Source organism: Colwellia sp. 6_MG-2023 (genome assembly GCF_030547765.1).
Taxonomy (GTDB): domain Bacteria; phylum Pseudomonadota; class Gammaproteobacteria; order Enterobacterales; family Alteromonadaceae; genus Colwellia.
Map to the genome: position 1 here is coordinate 1 of NZ_JAUOPP010000003.1, position 19,478 is coordinate 19,478.

General features: G+C 37.4%; 11 protein-coding genes. All 11 read right to left on the minus strand.

The window, feature by feature from the left end; all coding sequences use genetic code 11:
• Positions 1 to 149: 149 nt before the first annotated feature.
• Entirely contained in the window at positions 150 to 3,842 is a 3,693-nt protein-coding gene (gene metH / locus Q4503_RS02705; RefSeq protein ID WP_303601321.1) for a methionine synthase, read from the minus strand.
• A 57-nt stretch (positions 3,843 to 3,899) separates the two neighbouring features.
• A complete protein-coding gene (gene metA, locus Q4503_RS02710) occupies positions 3,900 to 4,847 on the minus strand; it encodes a homoserine O-succinyltransferase (RefSeq protein ID WP_215971314.1) in 948 nt (315 codons plus the stop codon).
• 200 nt (positions 4,848 to 5,047) lie between these two features.
• Positions 5,048 to 7,198: a TonB-dependent receptor gene (locus Q4503_RS02715; RefSeq protein ID WP_303601322.1), complete on the minus strand. Its 2,151-nt coding sequence runs from the start codon at positions 7,196 to 7,198 to the stop codon at positions 5,048 to 5,050.
• A gap of 14 nt (positions 7,199 to 7,212) precedes the next feature.
• Complete coding sequence (locus Q4503_RS02720; RefSeq protein WP_303601323.1) at positions 7,213 to 7,737, minus strand: DUF1097 domain-containing protein; 525 nt, start codon at positions 7,735 to 7,737, stop codon at positions 7,213 to 7,215.
• Between the two features lie 101 nt (positions 7,738 to 7,838).
• Positions 7,839 to 9,059 (minus strand): porin, encoded by a 1,221-nt coding sequence (locus Q4503_RS02725; RefSeq protein ID WP_303601324.1) that lies wholly within the window; start codon positions 9,057 to 9,059, stop codon positions 7,839 to 7,841.
• A gap of 469 nt (positions 9,060 to 9,528) precedes the next feature.
• Positions 9,529 to 11,505, minus strand: coding sequence for a sigma-54-dependent Fis family transcriptional regulator (locus Q4503_RS02730; RefSeq protein WP_303601325.1), 1,977 nt, complete (start codon positions 11,503 to 11,505; stop codon positions 9,529 to 9,531).
• A gap of 442 nt (positions 11,506 to 11,947) precedes the next feature.
• Complete coding sequence (locus Q4503_RS02735; RefSeq protein ID WP_303601326.1) at positions 11,948 to 15,301, minus strand: FG-GAP-like repeat-containing protein; 3,354 nt, start codon at positions 15,299 to 15,301, stop codon at positions 11,948 to 11,950.
• On the minus strand, positions 15,279 to 15,737 hold the full coding sequence (locus tag Q4503_RS02740) for a hypothetical protein (protein WP_303601327.1): 459 nt from the start codon (positions 15,735 to 15,737) through the stop codon (positions 15,279 to 15,281). The genes Q4503_RS02735 and Q4503_RS02740 overlap by 23 nt, the downstream gene beginning before the upstream one ends.
• 66 nt (positions 15,738 to 15,803) lie before the next feature.
• A complete protein-coding gene (locus Q4503_RS02745; RefSeq protein WP_303601328.1) occupies positions 15,804 to 16,472 on the minus strand; it encodes a ubiquinol-cytochrome c reductase iron-sulfur subunit in 669 nt (222 codons plus the stop codon).
• Positions 16,473 to 16,561: 89 nt separating this feature from the next.
• A complete protein-coding gene (locus Q4503_RS02750; protein WP_303601329.1) occupies positions 16,562 to 18,361 on the minus strand; it encodes a PQQ-dependent dehydrogenase, methanol/ethanol family in 1,800 nt (599 codons plus the stop codon).
• 639 nt (positions 18,362 to 19,000) lie between these two features.
• Positions 19,001 to 19,465: a hypothetical protein gene (locus tag Q4503_RS02755; RefSeq protein WP_303601330.1), complete on the minus strand. Its 465-nt coding sequence runs from the start codon at positions 19,463 to 19,465 to the stop codon at positions 19,001 to 19,003.
• Between the last annotated feature and the right edge of the window lie 13 nt (positions 19,466 to 19,478).

Below are 19,478 nucleotides of genomic sequence, written 5' to 3' on the forward strand. Positions count from 1 at the left end.
ATTATTAAATAAATAACGATGTAGTTGGTGATTTTAGCAAGTAGAAATGATCACATAGTTAGTGAGATTGGTATAAAGCACATATACTTCACAAGAGTGCAACAAAGTTTAACATTCAAGATTAATAGCATGCTCGTTTATTTAACTTATTACTCTGGCTCGTAGTCTAAATTGGCTGATAGCCAACGTTCAGCTTGTGGCATGGTCATTTCTTTGCGCGAGGCATAGTTTTCAACTTGGTCTTTAGCTACTTTAGCTACAGCAAAGTATTTGGCATCTGGATGAGCAAAATAGAAACCACTTACCGCTGCACCTGGCCACATGGCAAAGCTTGAGGTTAGTTCCATGCCAATGTTATTTTCAACATCAAGTAGTTCCCATAACAAGCCTTTTTCAGTATGTTCAGGACATGCAGGGTAACCTGGCGCTGGGCGAATACCTTGATATTTTTCACGAATTAGATCGTCATTTTCCAAATTTTCGTCTGGCGCATAACCCCAATATTCTTTACGTACTTGCTCATGTAAATATTCGGCAGTTGCTTCTGCTAACCTATCGGCTACCGCTTTAATGAGTATGCTGTTGTAGTCATCATTTTCTGCGTCAAATGCTTTCACCAATTCGTCACAGCCAAAACCAGATGAAACAGCAAAACCGCCTATGTAATCATTAATGCCAGACTCTTTAGTGGCAATATAGTCAGATAAACAACGGTTAAACTGTCCTGCTGGTTTTTTACTTTGTTGACGTAATTGATGAAACTTAGTAATTGGCGTTTCACGTGCTTCATCAGCAAATAACACAACATCATCTTTTTCACGATAAGCCGGGAATAAACCAAATACCGCTTTTGCCGTTAACTTTTTATTGTTAATAACGTCATCAAGTAATGCATTAGCATCATTAAATAATTTAGTAGCTTCATGACCGACAACTTCATGTTTTAAAATAAGTGGGTATTTACCTGATAACTGCCAAGTCATAAAAAATGGCGTCCAATCAATGTAGTTACGCACAATATTTAAATCAATATTATCAAGTACAGTAACACCTAAGTTCTTCGGTTTAGTCGGCGTGTAATTTTCAAATGAGATTGGCGCTGCATTAGCACGAGCATCTTCAAGGGAAATTAAACTTGAGCGTGGACCCTTTTTATAATGACGTTCACGAACTTTCACATACTCTTCTTTTTGACGCTGCATAAAGGCAGGTCGTAGCTCATCAGAAAGTAACGTACTTACTACCGATACTGAACGTGAAGCATTAGGAACATACACTACAGGGTGTTCATATTGTGGCTCAATTTTAACAGCTGTATGAGCTTTCGACGTTGTTGCACCACCAATCAGTAATGGTAACTCAAAGTCTTGACGTTTCATTTCTTTAGCTACATGCACCATTTCATCAAGAGACGGTGTGATCAAGCCTGATAAACCAATAATGTCGACTTTTTCTTCTTTGGCTACACGTAAAATATCTTCACAAGAAACCATCACGCCTAAGTCAATAATGTCATAGTTATTACACTGAAGCACAACACCAACAATGTTTTTACCGATGTCATGTACATCGCCTTTAACGGTAGCTAATAATACTTTACCGTTTGACTTAACCTCGGTTTTTTCTGCTTCAATAAAGGGATTCAAATGCGCAACCGCTTGTTTCATTACACGAGCAGACTTAACCACTTGTGGTAAGAACATTTCGCCGGCACCAAATAAATCGCCTACCACATTCATGCCGTCCATTAACGGACCTTCAATCACATCGATAGGTCGTTCGGCAGCTAATCGTGCCTCTTCAGTATCTTCAATGATAAATTCATTAATGCCTTTTACTAGCGAATGCTCAATACGTTTTACTACAGGCAATTCACGCCATGACAAATCGGCTTTATTGTTTTGGCTGCCCGCTTGACCACGATAGTTTTCAGCAACATCAAGTAAACGCTCAGTGGCACCATCATCACTATTGCTGATAACGTCTTCTACCGCGTCTTTTAAATCTTTGGGTAGGTCAGAATAAATGGCGAGTTGGCCTGCATTTACAATCCCCATATCCATACCGTTTTTAATGGCGTAATAAAGAAATACTGCATGAATAGCTTCGCGAACAGGGTTATTACCACGGAATGAAAACGATACATTTGATACACCACCTGAAATCATAGCATAAGGTAAATTATCTTTAATATCTTTAACCGCTTCAATGAAATCAACCGCGTAGTTGTTATGCTCATCAATTCCGGTAGCTACCGCAAAAATATTAGGATCAAAAATAATATCTTCTGCGGGGAAACCAATTTCATCAACCAAAATATGATAAGCTCGATGACAAATTTCGTATTTACGTGCGCGCGTGTCGGCTTGACCTTCTTCATCAAACGCCATAACAATAACAGCAGCACCGTAACGTCTTAATAATTCAGCTTGCTCGCGGAAGTTATCTTCCCCTTCTTTTAAGCTGATAGAGTTAACTATGCCTTTGCCTTGTATACACTTTAAGCCTTCTTCTAAAATATCCCATTTAGATGAATCAAGCATGATTGGTACTTTGGCAATATCAGGCTCACCGGCAATGAGGTTTAAGTAACGTACCATCGCAGCTTTTGAGTCCAACATGCCTTCATCCATGTTGATATCAATAATTTGCGCGCCGTTTTCTACTTGTTGTAGTGCTACAGCAATGGCTTCATCGTATTTTTCTTCGGTGATTAAACGTTTAAACACGGCAGAGCCAGTAACGTTAGCTCTTTCGCCCACGTTAACAAATAACGAATCTTTTTCGATGGTTAACGCTTCTAAACCAGATAAGCGACAAGCAATTTTACGTGCCTCTATTTTACGCGGTGCAATATTCGCAACCGCTTCAGCCATACCTTTAATATGGGCAGGTGTTGTACCACAACAACCACCAATAATATTTAAGAAACCCGCTTCAGCCCATTCAGCAACATGGGTATTCATGTCTTCAACGCTAAAGTCGTATTCACCAAAAGCATTAGGTAAACCTGCATTCGGATGTGCAGAAACCGCGAAATCAGAGATTCGGCTTAGTTCAGCAACATATTGACGTAATTCAACAGGTCCTAAAGCACAATTTAAACCAAATGAAATCGGCTTAGCGTGACGTAAAGAGTTATAAAACGCTTCGGTCGTTTGACCGGATAATGTACGACCAGAGGCATCGGTGATTGTGCCTGAAATCATTACCGGTAAACGCACACCTAACTCTTCAAAAACTACTTCAACAGCAAAAATGGCGGCTTTAGCGTTTAAGGTATCGAAAATGGTTTCGATAAGAATAATGTCACTGCCACCTTCAATTAAGGCTTTAGTTGATTCTATGTATGCTTCTTTTAATTCATCAAAAGTAACGTTACGAAATGCAGGATCATTCACATCCGGTGAAATTGAACAGGTACGGTTTGTTGGACCTAAAACACCGGCAACAAAACGAGGACGTTCAGGGTTTTTTTTGGTGTATTCATCTGCTGCTGCACGGGCAATTTTAGCCGCTGCAAAGTTAATTTCAGCGCTGTACTCTTCCATATCATAATCGGCCATAGCAATCGTAGTGGCGTTAAATGTATTGGTTTCAAGAATATCTGCACCGGCTTCAAGATATTCAAGGTGAATCGCTTTTATGATATCAGGCTGAGTAAGCACTAACATATCATTATTGCCTTTAACATCCGTATGCCAATCAGCAAATCGCTCTGCTCTAAAATCTTGTTCTTCAAACTTATAGGCTTGGATCATTGTTCCCATAGCACCATCAAGAATTAGAATATTTTTAGCCAATTGCTGTTCGAATAAAGCGAATGAAGGATGTTTTTTCATGGTGTATCGGTTTCCTATGGATAAATCTTTAAATCAAATTTGGGATATCTACAAAACTTAAATGACGGTATCTGGATGTATTGCTTTGATATTAGAAGCATCCAATTTATATGGGGTAATTTGATAAACATAATAATTAAGCCAATTAGTAAATAATAGACTACCATGACTTCGCCAAGAACCAATAGGAGGATTATTTTGGTTATCGTCTTTATAATAATTTTTAGGTATCGCCGTGCCACTATCATTTAAGCTATCACGTAAAAATTCTTCGTGTAAAGTAGAGGTATCATATTCAGGATGGCCTGTTAAATAAACTTGTTGCTTATTTTTACTCGCAGCTAAATAAACTCCAGCTTCTTCAGATTCTGCTAAGACTTTTATTTGTGAAATACTTTCATAATCTGATTTATCAATGTAGCCATAGCGAGAATGCGGCACATTAAAATTTTCATCAAAGCCACGCGTTAAAGGTTCTTTTTCATCAAGTGCTTTGTGATTAAAAATTCCCGATAATTTGTTTTTTCTTAAATGGCGATTCAAACCATAGTGATGGTACAGCGCGGCATGTGCAGCCCAACAAGAAAACATTGTTGAAGTAACATTTTTTTCTGCCCAATCAAAGACTTCACATATTTTATCCCAAAAAGTAACTTGTGAATAATCAAGTAAAGCTAACGGCGCTCCAGTAATAATTAAACCATCATATTGTTTATGTTTTACATCATCAAATAAATGGTAAAAGGTATCTAAATGCTCTGTTGGGGTATTTTTCGATTCATTGGCATTAATACGAATAAACTCTATATTTATTTGTAATGGAGTATTCGACAACATGCGCAGTATTTGCACTTCTGTTTCAATTTTATTTGGCATTAAATTCAAAATAGCGACTTGCATTGGGCGTATTTCTTGAGAAATGGCCCTATGTTCAGACATAACAAAAATATTTTCTTTATCTAACACTGATAATGCAGGTAATTGATCTGGAATTTTAATTGGCATAACGCACCTATGACGAAGAAAAAGCAAACAAAGTATAGAAAAACTATACTTACAATACTACTTAGATTGCTAGATATGTCAACATCTAAACGTTTAGATGGCTAAATAGGCTAATAGCTATAAGCGAAATAAAAAAGCCGACTGATAAAGTTAGCCGGCTTTGTTAAACGTTTATATTTATTATTTTAAACTTTGTATTATTAAAAAGTGCTAGAGATGCCTAGATGAAGGGCGCGGGGTTGACCACCAAAAAAACGGTAGGCGTCATAAGCATAATCAGCACGACTAGCATACTTTTCATCAGTAAGGTTTTCTATTCGAGCAAACAAACGAACTTTATTATTTAATTGTATGGAGCCTCTTAACTGAAATAAATCATGGCCTGCATATTCATGTTCATTTGCTGGATCTAAGTAGTATTTCCCCATGTGTAACCACTCTAATTCGATTTTACTCAATAAAGTTGGTTCCCAAGAAAGTCTTACATTACCAAGGTGTTTAGGTGCTGTATCAACCTCATTACCATGAACAACACCACTACTTTCGCGATCAAATTCATATTCATGTTGTGCATAAGTATAATTAACAGCAATGTTAATACGGTCAGAAATATTATAATCCAACCCTAGTTCAATACCTTGATGAGAGGTTTTACCATCAGTAACATTCAAGCCATTATCATCACGAAAGAAGAAGTTTTTCTTAGTCATGTAATAACCTACTACTTCATAGGTTAACTTAGCTGAAACACCACGAATACCTATTTCAGTACTGTCAATCTGTTCAGAATCAACCTCTCCAATCACCTGTTGATTTTGCAAACGATATAAATCGGTGGTTTGCGGTGCTCTAAATCCTTGTGACCAATCGGCAAATAAGGCTACATCGTTATTTATACGGTAATTAAAACCTAATTTTGCACTGGTATTATCAAAGCTATCAATATTGTCACTCGGCCGTTGGAATAAGCAACCTATAGGTGACTCATTATCATCAAGACATGGACTGCCATCAGCTTTAGTTGTTCCATCAGCTATCAAATTTTCATAGTCATATTTCGTGTTATCAAACCTTAAGCTACCGGTTAACATAAAGTTATCATTTAGCTGCCAGTCACCTTGAATATAAGGAGCTATGGTTGTTGCTTGTACTTCATAATCATAATGTAAGCCTTGTTGACGTGCTTTACCGAAACTATAACTATCGGGTATCTCTTGAGTTTCAGTCAGCTCACCATTGGTCCAGTCAATATCAACTCCCATAGTTAAAGATAACTCTTGGTTCACTTGCCAATTATAATGACTGACTAACCCTATACTGTTATGACTGTTTTCTTCAATCGCTCTTGAAGGTAAATAATGCTGACTAAACTCCATCTCATTAACACGAAAATAAGGCGTAATACTTAAGCTTGTCTCGTCAGTTAACTCTCGCTGCCAGTTTGTTGCTAAACGTAACGATGTCCATTTACGATAGGCATCACTATCACAATTCTTTTTCATTGCATTAGAATCTTTGTATAACGTTTCTGCTGCATGAGTTGATGCGTAACAACCGTCACCATTATCAGCAGATGAAATAAAACCTGCTGTTTTTTGATCAAGGGTAAAGCCTGAAATAGTCGTTCTAAGTTGGTCTTTTCCCTGATGATAGTCATAGCGTAATCCAAGCTTCAATGATTCAAAGTCACTGTTTTCTCTATATCCGCCATCGTTAACCGCTTGAATATTACCACTAACGCCATGTTTACCCATTTCAATGCCACCACTGCCTTGCAATTGATAACTATCATTTGGGCCACCGAGCACCGTAATATTACTTTTATCACTTGGCGCATTTGTTAAAGCGTTAATTACACCATGTACTGCATTGGAACCATAAGTTGCACTAGCAGGACCGCGAATTATTTCAATTTCTTTTGCTTGAGCAAGGTTTAACTCGGATAAACCATTGTTATTCGCAAAACCTGCTGCTCGAGTAGCAATGCCATCTTCAAGAAATAAAAAGGCACCCGCAGCTCCAGGGCCAGTTAAAACGGGAGAACGTAAGGAAGGTAAGGATTCCATACCGTTGTTGGTTTGAACGTGTACGCCTGTTGCTCTGTTTAATATATCACTGGGGTGTACAGAGCTAACTGAGGCAATATCTTCACTTGAAATGCGAGTAATATTACCAGCTAAAGTAAGGAGATCTGCTTGCTGATGAGTACCAGTCACAACAATAACCTCAGGATCTATAGCCCTTTGACTTAAATCAGGTATTTCAGTTTTATCTGTTGCCGCAAGTACAGTAGAACTCACTACTGACAAACAAGCAATACAAAGGAGTGATAGCGGAAATCGTTGTAACATAATTATATCCTTCATCATGCTTCTTTAGTCATAATGCCGGCACCTATTACTGACAGCTTGCCAAATAGACCTCCGAAAACAACAGATAAAGATATAAGTAATAATGGGTTGTCAAAATTGATATTAGTTAAAGTGGCAATAGACATTTTATCGCTAGTTTGTAGAAGATAAGCAAACGTTGCTGCATATGATAAAACTGAAGCAGGTACAGCCCCGAAAATTTGAAGGTTTGATGCAAATACAACAGTAAAAGCTGTAACAGCTACAACAATAGCACTCCAAAGTGGCATACCTAAGGTCTCACCTAAAGGAATAGTTAAAACAATATAAGCGGCAATCCAACCAATTACGACGCCAAAAACACCACAGACTATCGTGTCTTTTAAGGCCTCATTATGTCCACCAAGGGCAGAAAAACCGGCCCAAGAGATAAAAATTGCCCAAATTAAAATGTATCCAGATAGTGGGCCAAATGCGAGCCAAGTTGCTAATGCGCCGACAAGGGCGATACTTAAAGATGTTGCGGTTATTTCTTTCATAATAATCTCATTCTCATTGATGTTAATAACCCTCAAGCAATGCTTCTATACATAACAAGAGGGTTACTTAAAAGCTATACGCTAAATTAAAGCTGTATAATTTAGAAAGTTACAGACAGTTCAGCCACTATGCCGTCCCATTCAGCTTCACCAGTACCATCGGTAGCTTGACCACCAGAAAATGCTTCTTCTGTTTGTTTAACATATTCTAACTTTAACAATACATTTTCTTCGATTGTGTAACCTAAACCTAGTTGAATACGATCTAAGGTGTCGTCACCTGAAATTCCAGTTGACTCATTAGTCGACTGTGAATAACGTGCTGCAAGGTAAACAGTATTGTTAATATTATATTTAGCTTTAACACTCATGAAACTAACTTCAGAATCTTGTTCGGTAAAGTTTGCAGATACTGGACGGTATCCAGCAATACTAGAATCAGCCCAGCTGTAATCATCTTGAGCTTGACCATAATAGGCATTTAATTTGAAGTTATCCGTTTCATACTGAGCGTCTAATTGCCAAATAGTAGCATTGATACCAGGGACAATAGCAAAGTGACTACCACGACCTGGTGTACCAGATACACCATCAGTATCGGTTCCAAATTCATAGTTATCGCCATCACCAACCCCAATAAGTGAGCCAATTGGAGCACCACCAGGATCAGTACAATTACCACTTCCACAATCTAAATCAGCATTAGTAAGAAATATACCCCCACCTATTGAGAAGCCATTACCAAGTCCAACAGTGCCACGTAAACCAAAGTTGTAACCCGAATCTTTACTGAAATCTGTAACAAAGCTAGGCTTACTTAAAACAGCATCCCAAGTGTAATTGTCTGATAAACCGTAAAGCCAAAGACCTTCTTCTGCTGTAATCATATCTACAGGGCTGTTACCGATTAATGGGTTACTTTGAACAGCAGCACCATCAGAATATTCAATGAAGTTTTGAGTAGTAGAAATGACATTACCAACTCTAAGACCCATACCATCTTTTTCAAATTGGATCCAAGCTAAATCTTGAGCAAAGTTGGGATTATCATTTGGCTCTTCTGCTAATTCAGCGAACACTGAAATATGGTCTGTCACTTGTGCATTAAACGTTAGTGCATAACGTAAACGATGGAATCCGCTATCTTGATCTTCTGGAGCTCTTGCAGCACCATCAACTTCTATAGCTGATTGCCAAGATTGCATAGCAGCGCCATTAATCTTAAGTTTACCATCCATAAACTCTACAGCTTGAACTTGAGTAGCCGTAACACTCAATGCTAATAAAGCTGCCACATTAGCGGCGATCATTGTTTTTTTCATTGTATTCCCCTTTTTTATTCTAATGATTTTTTAATACTGACTTCATATCGCAATGCTTATGCCAAATAAAAAAACAGTTGAATAAAAACGTAAAAATAAAACATTAATCATTGATTAAAAAGTATATTTTTTATTTTTTATTTGTTTTAAATTGACTTCTACAGCTGTAAATTGACATTTTTATTAGTACAGATGTAGCGGGCTATATGCGAATTGCAACAACTGTGTATAGAGAAGCAACCAAAGATCAAAGGAATAGCGCGGGTAATAGCGAGTTATAAAGATAAGATATCGCGGTAAATAGAGCTTGAAGTAATCATATTTATGAAGAGAAGTGAGGTTTTGCTTTATGAATTATCAACTCAGGTTTAAGGTAGTACAACGCTATACAGAATAATTAGTTAACAACAAAATAGTATTACCTAAGCTTATTTTATTGCTAACTATTATTTTTAATAATTTACCTGTCCTAAAAAATATCATTCGGTTGAACGATATTAAATTTTTTCATTTTTCGATAAATAGTTGATCGACAAATACCTAATTCCTCTGCAACACCTGTAACATTCCACTTATGCAGACGTAGTGAATTGAGTAAAATATTTGCATCTTGATCATTGCAACTCACAGTAGAACTACTTTGATTATCGTCATTTGCAGGTACAGGATTAATAATAGAGCAGCCATTAATGATATCATCGGGGAAATCATTGATTGTAATTGTTGAACCCTCTTTTATAGCTAAAGCATATTTAAGTACGTTTTTCAGTTGTCGAATATTACCTGGCCATGAATAATCTAACAGAAATTGATAGGCTTGACGCTCAAATTGAACATCATCAAATGATGTGTTTTCTGACTTTAATACTGACGTAATAACGTCATCTTTATCACTACGCTCTCTTAATGGAGGTAATTTCAAAGACATTCCATTTAAGCGATAAAAGAAATCTTCCCTAAAAGCTTTATTTTTTATTTGTTCTTGTAGGTTCTGATGAGTCGCTGAAATCACTTTAACATCTAATATTTCAGGAACTTCCGCACCTAAGGGTAGCACTTCCTTTTCAGCAAGCGTACGTAGAAGTCGAGTTTGCAATTGAATTGGCATATCGCCAATTTCATCAAGGAATATTGTACCTCCATTAGCTTGGCTAAGTTTACCTTTCATACCATTTTTACGCGCACCAGTGAAAGTACCATTTTGATAGCCAAATAACTCACTCTCTATCAATGATTCTGGAATTGCTGCACAATTAAGTGCTATGAAGGGGCCATTCGCTCGATCACTCTCATCATGAATTGCTCTTGCAAAGGCTTCTTTACCTGTGCCAGTTTCTCCTTGAAGAAGAATAGGAATATCTTGATTTATGATTTTTTTGATCCGACTAATACTACTAACAACACCTTGATCATTGCCTTGAAGTTGCGCTAGCGAAGGGTGACCATGATGTGTTTTTTTTGTTTCACTTTTAGCTTTAACAGAATGATTACTTTTACTGAGTAATCGCATAGGAAAATTAATTTGTAGTTTAAATTGTTCTTCACTATCGCCTATTGTGATTAAAGAATCCGTTAATCCGCCATTAGTGCTACTTTGTAACTGTTCAATCGATAAGTTTAATAATACCTCTACTTTTTTCCCAATCAACTCGCCTGAAAATAGCATCGCATATTGGGCAAACGAGTTTCGGTTTGCACCAATGATATTCCCTCTTTCACTGAAGGCAATTAGACACTCTTGCCCTTCTTCACCAAAATTATTAGTAGATTTTATTGCTACAATAATATTATTACGATGAAAGTGGTAAAAATAACTATTTTCAATCATTCTGGCATACATAGTGACCAATTTAAGCGTTAAAAACTGTGTTTCTTTTCCTCCGCTTGCACTTAAACAAGATGCATTAAGGCATCCCATAAAATTACCTAATGAGTCAAAAATAGGTGCCACTGAACAACTAAGTTGACCGCTATTCCTATTATAGTGTTCTTGGCCATGCACAATTAAAGGTTGCTTTTCTATTAATGACATACCTATGGCATTAGTACCTGATATTTTCTCATTCCAACAAGATCCTAATACAAACCCTCTTGATTCAAAAAGTTCTATTCCTGCGGTAGGTAATTGCTTGGCTACGGTCACTCCTTGACTATCCGCAAGCAATACAGCTAAGCCGGCTTGATTTAATGCACGACCAAAACTATTGACACCATCAACTGCAATTTTAAAATAGTCTCCCATTAACTGTTGGTGGTTATTTAATTCATGTGAAGTAAGTACAACCCTTTCATTCTCAGAGTCGGGATTAAGCTGATAATCGCTATAGCATCGTTGCCACGATTCAATGATCATAGATTCAGGTTTAATCGCTCTTTGCTTGAAATCTCCCGTGACATAAGCAACAACATCTTCAACTTTTCTATTGGCCGGATATTTAGGTATCATTATTATTCTCCTGACTCATGTAAATGCCTTAGCTAGAATAGCAAATACCAAGCCAGATATAAAACTACTAGAAATAAGTAACTCTTCTCTCTCTTAACTTCAGTAGTTTTAGACGAATATACTAACTAACCTCTTAAATATATCATCATTATGTTGCTTTCATTATATCATTTGACTTAACGAAACTTATGTAAACGTGCGACTCCTTATGCGACACCAGTAGCATAGTGCGTCGCATTTAATGCAACAAGTGTCGCTTTTTAATTTAGTTTTAACGTAACTAATCAGACCTTAGTACTTCATGGTTATATCCAGGTACTAAGATAATAGCTTCTTTCAAAAAACTCGACGCTAATTGCTTGAGATTTTTTTATACAAACTTATCACTAGCTTATGATTGTTTATTCACCGATGACACCCGTCTCTCATGAAGGAATCACTATTACTCTGAGTCAGTAACTTTATTTTCATCTTTACCCTTACCTGCCTGTTTAATAGTATAAAATTTATTAATAGGTATAGAATTTATTACGCTTTCAAATCGCTCAAGTCCAGGCCACACGATACGGATCTCATCAACGATATCAGAATCAGCTAACCCAAAATGTAACTCTGATGGGGAGCTTGAAATAAAACTACCTCCAGAACGAATCTCTTGTAATTGCGTTACACCATTGGCTGTAACATAGACTTTTGCACCGATAGCTTGTGTGTTTTTACCGAGACCTTGCAAGGATAAATGGATAAACCCATAACCAGTAACTGAAGAGGCATTATTCTTATAAAGCAATAAACGATCTTGATGGTTACTAACAAGAATATCAACATCACCATCTCTGTCATAATCTAAGCAAGCAACCCCTCGACCAGATAATGTATCAGTAATCCCTAGATCAGCACTTTGTTCGGTAAAGCTACCATCTTTATTAGAGATAAATAGTTTACTTGGTGTATTGGCAAACTCTTGCATAGCACGCTTTAATTTCATATAGGCAAATGGACTCCCCAAATGCTTACGGAGTTCACTATCGAGATCAAAGCCATTCACATGAAAGATATCTGGCCACTGATCATTATTAAAATCGGCAAAACAAGCTCCCCATGCCCATAAGCCTTCCGCAACACCGGCCTCATCAGTCACATCAATGAATTTACCACCTTGGTTATTGTATAAACGATTCCCCTCTGTCCCCCAATTTCCTTCAGCCACGCCATTAGGATCAGACACACTACTGACAAACCAATCAAAATCACCGTCATTATCGTAGTCAGCAATAGCGCTTCCCATTCCATTGTCGTCTGTGATCTGCGAAAGATGGGTGGTATTTGTAAAGCTGCCGTTGCGATTATTTTTATATACTTGACTCGTTTCAAAATCTGCTGCCATTAATAAATCTAGATAACCATCATTATCTATGTCTGAGAATGCACCTGTAAATGTAAAATCGGTATTACCAATCATATCCATTAAGTTTGCGCCTTTATCGGCTGGTACAAATGTTAAAGTTTCATCGGTACTGATATTCTCCCATAAATGATTAGGTTGCTGGCCACCTAAACCCGGTCCTCGCCAATGCGTTGTAAGTGCGTCTAAATCACCGTCTAAATCATAATCAGCAAAAGCAAATGACCAACTGGTTAATTGTGCAGCAATCCCAGAGTTTTTCATGGGGATAAACTTCTGATTGTTATGATTTATATATAAAGTTGGATTTTGACTATGTTCGTCACCACCTAACTCTCCTGCGACAGAAGATAAACTAGGGTGAATCAAATTTGAGGTAATAATATCTAAATCGTTATCACCATCAATATCTACCATAGCAACACCATTAGATAACTCTTTAGAAGTGATTCCCCACTCTTTTGAGATATTCGTAAAACTACCGTCTCTATTATTACGATATAAGGCGTCAGCAGAATTATCTCCTGTTGGCTGAAAAATATCTGGCCAACAATCACCATCAACATCCCCAGCAGCGACTCCACCACTAAAAACTAAACGTTGTGCAGATTGTAAATTATAAAGTGGCCACGATATATGGTGACGCTGAGTGAGCCCTGAAATTAAGCCCACCTCATCAAATTTATGCGGTTTATTTTCGATCTTACTTGGTTTAGAAATCTTACAACCAAATCGATGAGACTCAAGAATGACAGCCTTTACAAGTCCTGATGATTTAATGCTACTTTTAGCATGATTTACTAAGGTTTTATTAACACTTGCTACAGGCTTAGGCGGGGGGGAGAAATCGCCTATTTTTGCGTTTAACCGCAAAGAATCGGGAGCAGTGTCATTTTCATTAGGTACCCAAACAGCGAGACAATCTTGGTCATTTAAGCAAGGATCAGTGAGTGCACTAAGGAATGCTGCTATAGCTTCTCTTTGATGACTATCAATATTTACTTTACTGGGAAGTTTACTCACTCCACTTTTTTGCTGCTCAAGTAAAAGCTCAAGGGGTTTTTGAGAATGCGCTTTAGCCTGTGAATTAAGCTCACTGACATATTTCATTTGTGGGTTATTCGAAAAACTAAAGTCATAATTTTCTATGGAACTTACAGGATCTATGTGGTGTGCGATGACATCAGATAAATCAGTAAACGCACCTGAATGTGTATAGGGCTCTGTAGCTGTCACATTCAGTAAGCTAGGTGTTCTAAATGCGAACCTATCACTATCATTTTGACTCACATTACGACGACCGTAATCTTCACCGTTTGGCTGCTTTCCCTTGCCTAACTGTGGTGCAGCAATATTATGGAATTCTTCATCAGAGAAAAAAGGTGGTGTATGACAAGAGACACAATTAGCGCCACCTTGTTTTGCTTTATTAAAAAACAACAATGCACCTTCCACTTCTAAGTTAGTCAACGCATCTTCACTTCCTTTAACATAGGCATACCAGTTGTTATCTATCAACACTTGAGTAGATTGATAATAAGAAATGGCCTTTTCAATGTTATTAAAAGTAATTAACGAATCAGCATTACCATTAGGTACGCTAAACGCGTCTCGGAATAAGGCTAACCAAGATTGGTTTTTATCATTTTGTTTCATTCTTTCGACAAGTGCTTCACGAATTCCTTCGTGGGTTTGTGAAGTAGCAAAACTGTAACCTCGCATTTCGTCATTTGAAACAATGGGAAAACGGGTTTGACTAGCAAGCAGATCATTTCCAGCGAAAGTATCTCCTTGCCATAAATTACTATCAGGTGTGCGATGGCTTTGACCTTCACCACCACTCTTAGACTCTTTATCTAAGACAAAAACACGCCCATCGTAAAACATCGCACGATTGTACAATGAAGCATTAAATGTACTTTGAGAATGGCGCGCGACATTAGGTGCACCATCAGCATGAGGATCGGCTGAAGACTGCCAGTCATGCCATCTCCCAGGACCAAGTAACTCAGGATCATAAGCAGCTTCTCCTACAGGCAAACTGAGTTTATCCCCTCCCGCTAAATAAGGGTGATGACAACTTGCACAGGCAACATCTTTATTGCCACTAAGTGATCGACTAAAAAATAATTCTTTGCCTAAGGTAAACAGCGGTGAGGATGTTGGTTTGTCAACCACAGTAGGTAATAGAGGATAAGATTGTTCTAATTTGCCTAGTAATGCCCTGAGCATCACTCGGTCATCCTCTATTTTTTCCTGAGCTGTATTGTTAGTATCAGCACAACTCAGTAAAAATAAAAAGGTAACGGTTAGACAGATTAACTGTTTAACCGCTGTGGCTAGCCCTAAAGGTAAACTTTTCAGTTTATTAGTCAGCATGAACTGAATCACAAGACTCGCCTCTTAAATAAGTTTTGTTTACAAATCTTATTTCCAATTTACCGTCTTTAGAATCAATTCGATTTATTTTTTCTTTACCTTGATAAATCTGTGACGATAGACCTTTCTCACTGCCAATATCCATGCAATTTGGGCTGTAAATCGCATTATACTGCTGATTACCATCAATGATTTTTTCAAACACAGTCACAACACCAGTTCCACATTGAGCCATAGCATATATATCATCACTTTGATCGTAAACTTCCACATGATCCTCAGTCTCTTCATTAATCCAATGAATATGTTTATCAGGAGTTCTTACAAAAAATCCGTCGTTGCAACTTACACCAGATATTGGTTTTGCTGCAGCTATCGCAGTAGTTGATGTAACAAGTCCTAAACACAATTGCGAAACAACAATTAAACTCATACCTATTTTTTTCATAATTGACTCTCTTAAGTTATCTATTAAGTAGCATTACATTGGCTACTATTGATTCAAGTTGCTAATTTATCGTCGCGGCTTGCCAAACCCAATCCAACTATTAAATTCTGCGGCAACGACAAGCTCATTGTTCTCAACCGTTAGTGCTAATGCGGGTAACTTCCTTGGGGCTGGTCCAGACACAACGCCGCCATTATTTTTAGGATCAAAAACTGATTGATGACATGGGCACATATAGTTCTCATCTTCTTTGACCCATCCAGTAACTGGACAACCGTTATGAGTACATATTGCAGAATAAGCAACAACGCCATCAGCAGATAAGCGCTGTGTTTCCGCTGATAAAGATTCTTTTGACAACTTTTGAAGAAGAATTTGGTTATAACGAGAAGAGTCACGTACTTCACCCGTATTCGGATCAACGGGCACTACTAATACTTGCTTACCTAATTCAACTAAATCAGACATCTTTATTAACGGCCCCCGTAAACGCTTACTATGATAAGTAAAACGATCACCTATTTGTGGAGGTAATTTACTTTCAGGAGACTTTTTATTCATTGCAGCTATCGCAGTATTGCCTTTAAAAAGGCTTACTGTTGGTATTGCAAGAGCAAGATATTTGAAAAAATCGCGCCTCTTGCTATCTGTCTCTTGAACTTGATCGACTTGAGAACAACCACAACATGTTGGCTGTTCTATATCATCATGTTTATCATTATTTTTTTCTTTCACTTCATACCTCGAACTTCAGCAGGCTAAATAAATTTTTAAATTTTGATTTCAAAAAAGTTAGGAGAGACTAGAGCCTCTCCTAATAAACACTATGCGTCAGGTAGTGCAAATACCCAGATTACGCCCCCTTCTGGCACATCTGCTATCCACTCACCACTTTCATCTTTTGCTGCTAATACACCATTAGTCCATTGTGGATCAACACCATAGCCAGCCGTTATTGCAATGTACTGTTTGCCATCAACTTCATAAGCAACAGGTGGTGCTATAGCCGTTGAATTTAAAGGAAATTCCCACAGTACTTCGCCAGTTTTAGCATCAAAAGCTCTTAACATCCGATCATTAGTACCTGCGCTAAATACTATATTTCCTGCAGTAGATAAAACTGGACCCCAGTTCATTGTTTTCCCATAATCATGCTGCCATACTTTTTCGCGCTTATTAACATCCCAAGCTTGCATCTGGCCTACACCTTTTTTCTTATCAGCCAAATATACATCTAACTCAGGAATATCGATGCCGGCCCAAAATTGACCTGAAGCAGGTTCAACATCATCTTGGAATTTACCTATAAATGAATTACAAAGATTATCGTTTGATGGAACATAAATCATACCCGTATCTGGGTTATAAGATTCGTAAGGCCAGTTTTTACCACCCCATAGACTTGGACAGTAAGAAACACGTTTTCCTGTAACAGGGACATGAGCATAATCATAGGTCGGACGGCCAGTTTTTGGATCTAATGATTTGAATGCATTATTTTCTACGAAAGGTTTACCTTCTAGATAATCAATTTTACCTTTCTCATCTCTTTCTAACCAATACATATAACCATTACGTTGAGGAGAAACTAAAGCTTTAACCTTTTTATTACCATCTTTAACGTTATCGATAAGCATAGGAGCATTCATCGCGGCCCAATCCCAAGAATCATTGTAATGGTACTGATAATGTCCCACAATCTTGCCATTATCTGGGTTCATTGAAATCGAAGATGCTACATATAAATTATCTCCAGGACGTTGATCGCCTAACCAAGGTGAACCGTTTCCTACGCCCCAATAAAGGATGTCCGCATCGGCATCATAGTTACCTGGCATCCACATACTGCCACCGCCATATTTCCATGCATCTGGACGTTTTCCTTCTTTTTTCCAAGTTTCATGACCTGGCTCACCTGGACCAGGTACACTGTATGTTTTCCAAGCAGTTTCACAAGTTTCAGCATCCATAGCTTCTAAGAAACCACGTACGCCATACTCACCACCAGAAGGTCCAACAAGAATTTTGCCTTTAATTGGCGTTGGAGCTGACGTTATGTACGCCCCAATGCTCCAATCACCAATTTGACTTTGACATAAACGCTCACCGGTTTTTGCATCTAAAGCGTTAAGCGTGCCATCTAAACCAGCTACATACACTTTATCGCCCCACAATGCCACGCCTCGGCTAGTATTATGCATAACACTTAAATCGTACGGATTATCGTGTTTGTAACGCCAATACAATTGTCCTGTTTTAGCATTTAAAGCCAATACATTATTATACGGTGTTGACACGAACATAACGCCATTGTTCACTTGAGCTGGAGCTTCATGACCTGAATCCAAATTAGTCGAATAAGTCCAAACGGGTTTAAGTTTGCTTACATTTTTAGAGTTTATTTCTTTCAGTTTGCTGTGCATCCAGCCTTCATAATTCCCCTTAGGTAACAACCAGTCCTCTGGCGCAGCCTCCACTAATCGTTTATGAGTAACCGTTTTATAATTTTCAATTTTTTTATTAAGTGTTGTTAAGTTCGCTGCTGAAGCTGAATAAATAGGAACTAGCCCTGCCACCCCGATGCAACAACTAAGATATTTCATTTTTAATATTATAGATTTCATTATTATCAACTCTCCATTTAAGTTTTTTTTATTGGCAAATTAATACTTCAAATAACATGCCAAAGAGATTCAAACCAAAACAAACAATTAAATAATTGATTTATATACAATTAATTAAAACGTACTTTTTAGAGGATTTATGTAGAAGTACACAGGTGTAGCACAGAGATGCGACACTAAACGCTTCTAAATGCCACTTTTAAAATATTGAACAGAAAAGTCATTAAAATTTGAAGACTAAGATAGGCTAAAAAGTAATGTTATAAATATGCCTGTGCCATTTGACGAGGCTCGTTTTAGAAAGTCTTAGCGATTCATAATCAAGGCACACCTTTTTACTAAGATTTCTTCCTTAGTAAAAAGGTGTTGCGTGGGATGTGATTTACTCAGTTTTACCTAAAGAACTAGCTTAGAACGTTTTATGTCACATTCTTGATTTAAAAAGGGGTTACATATGAATAGCGTATATTAGGTTAACATTGAAGCAGTTACCGAGAATAACCATTCTCTCCGGCCCCCCTAATACCCACCTTACTTAAAAATCATGTGTAATTAAAAAGTTTGAACATTAGGTGGGAATTTTTTAAGGTGATGTTATTCCTTGAGAAATAAATGCTGGGTTAGATGTTTACTGTTAATTTACAAACCTCTGTATAAACAAAGTTGAGTGCCTAAAGGTAACTCAGCAGGATGAATTACATAAATATTTCGTTGTTGTTGATCCTTGTTAAGTTCATCTATTTGTTTTACGACGAACTCCATACTGTCCATTAATTGATGTTTATCTAAAATAACTACCGTATTTTCGTTATCATCAATTTGATTAAATTGTTGCTGGATATCATAATCAAATATAAGTGTACCACTTTCACTATTAGCCATTAATGCATGAAATACTCGTACTTGAGATTGTTTAATATTGGTAACTAACGAAGTTGAATGCCAATTTAATCTATCTATCAAAGGTGATTTTTGGACATAGATATGGTCACTCAAATCATTACGATAGCGGTACAGCGCCATCCATTGTGGAAACTGCTCCAATGAATCAATAATAGAAAATGACACTGAAGAACGCTGTAAAATACCTTCAAATTTATCCATATACACTCCATTA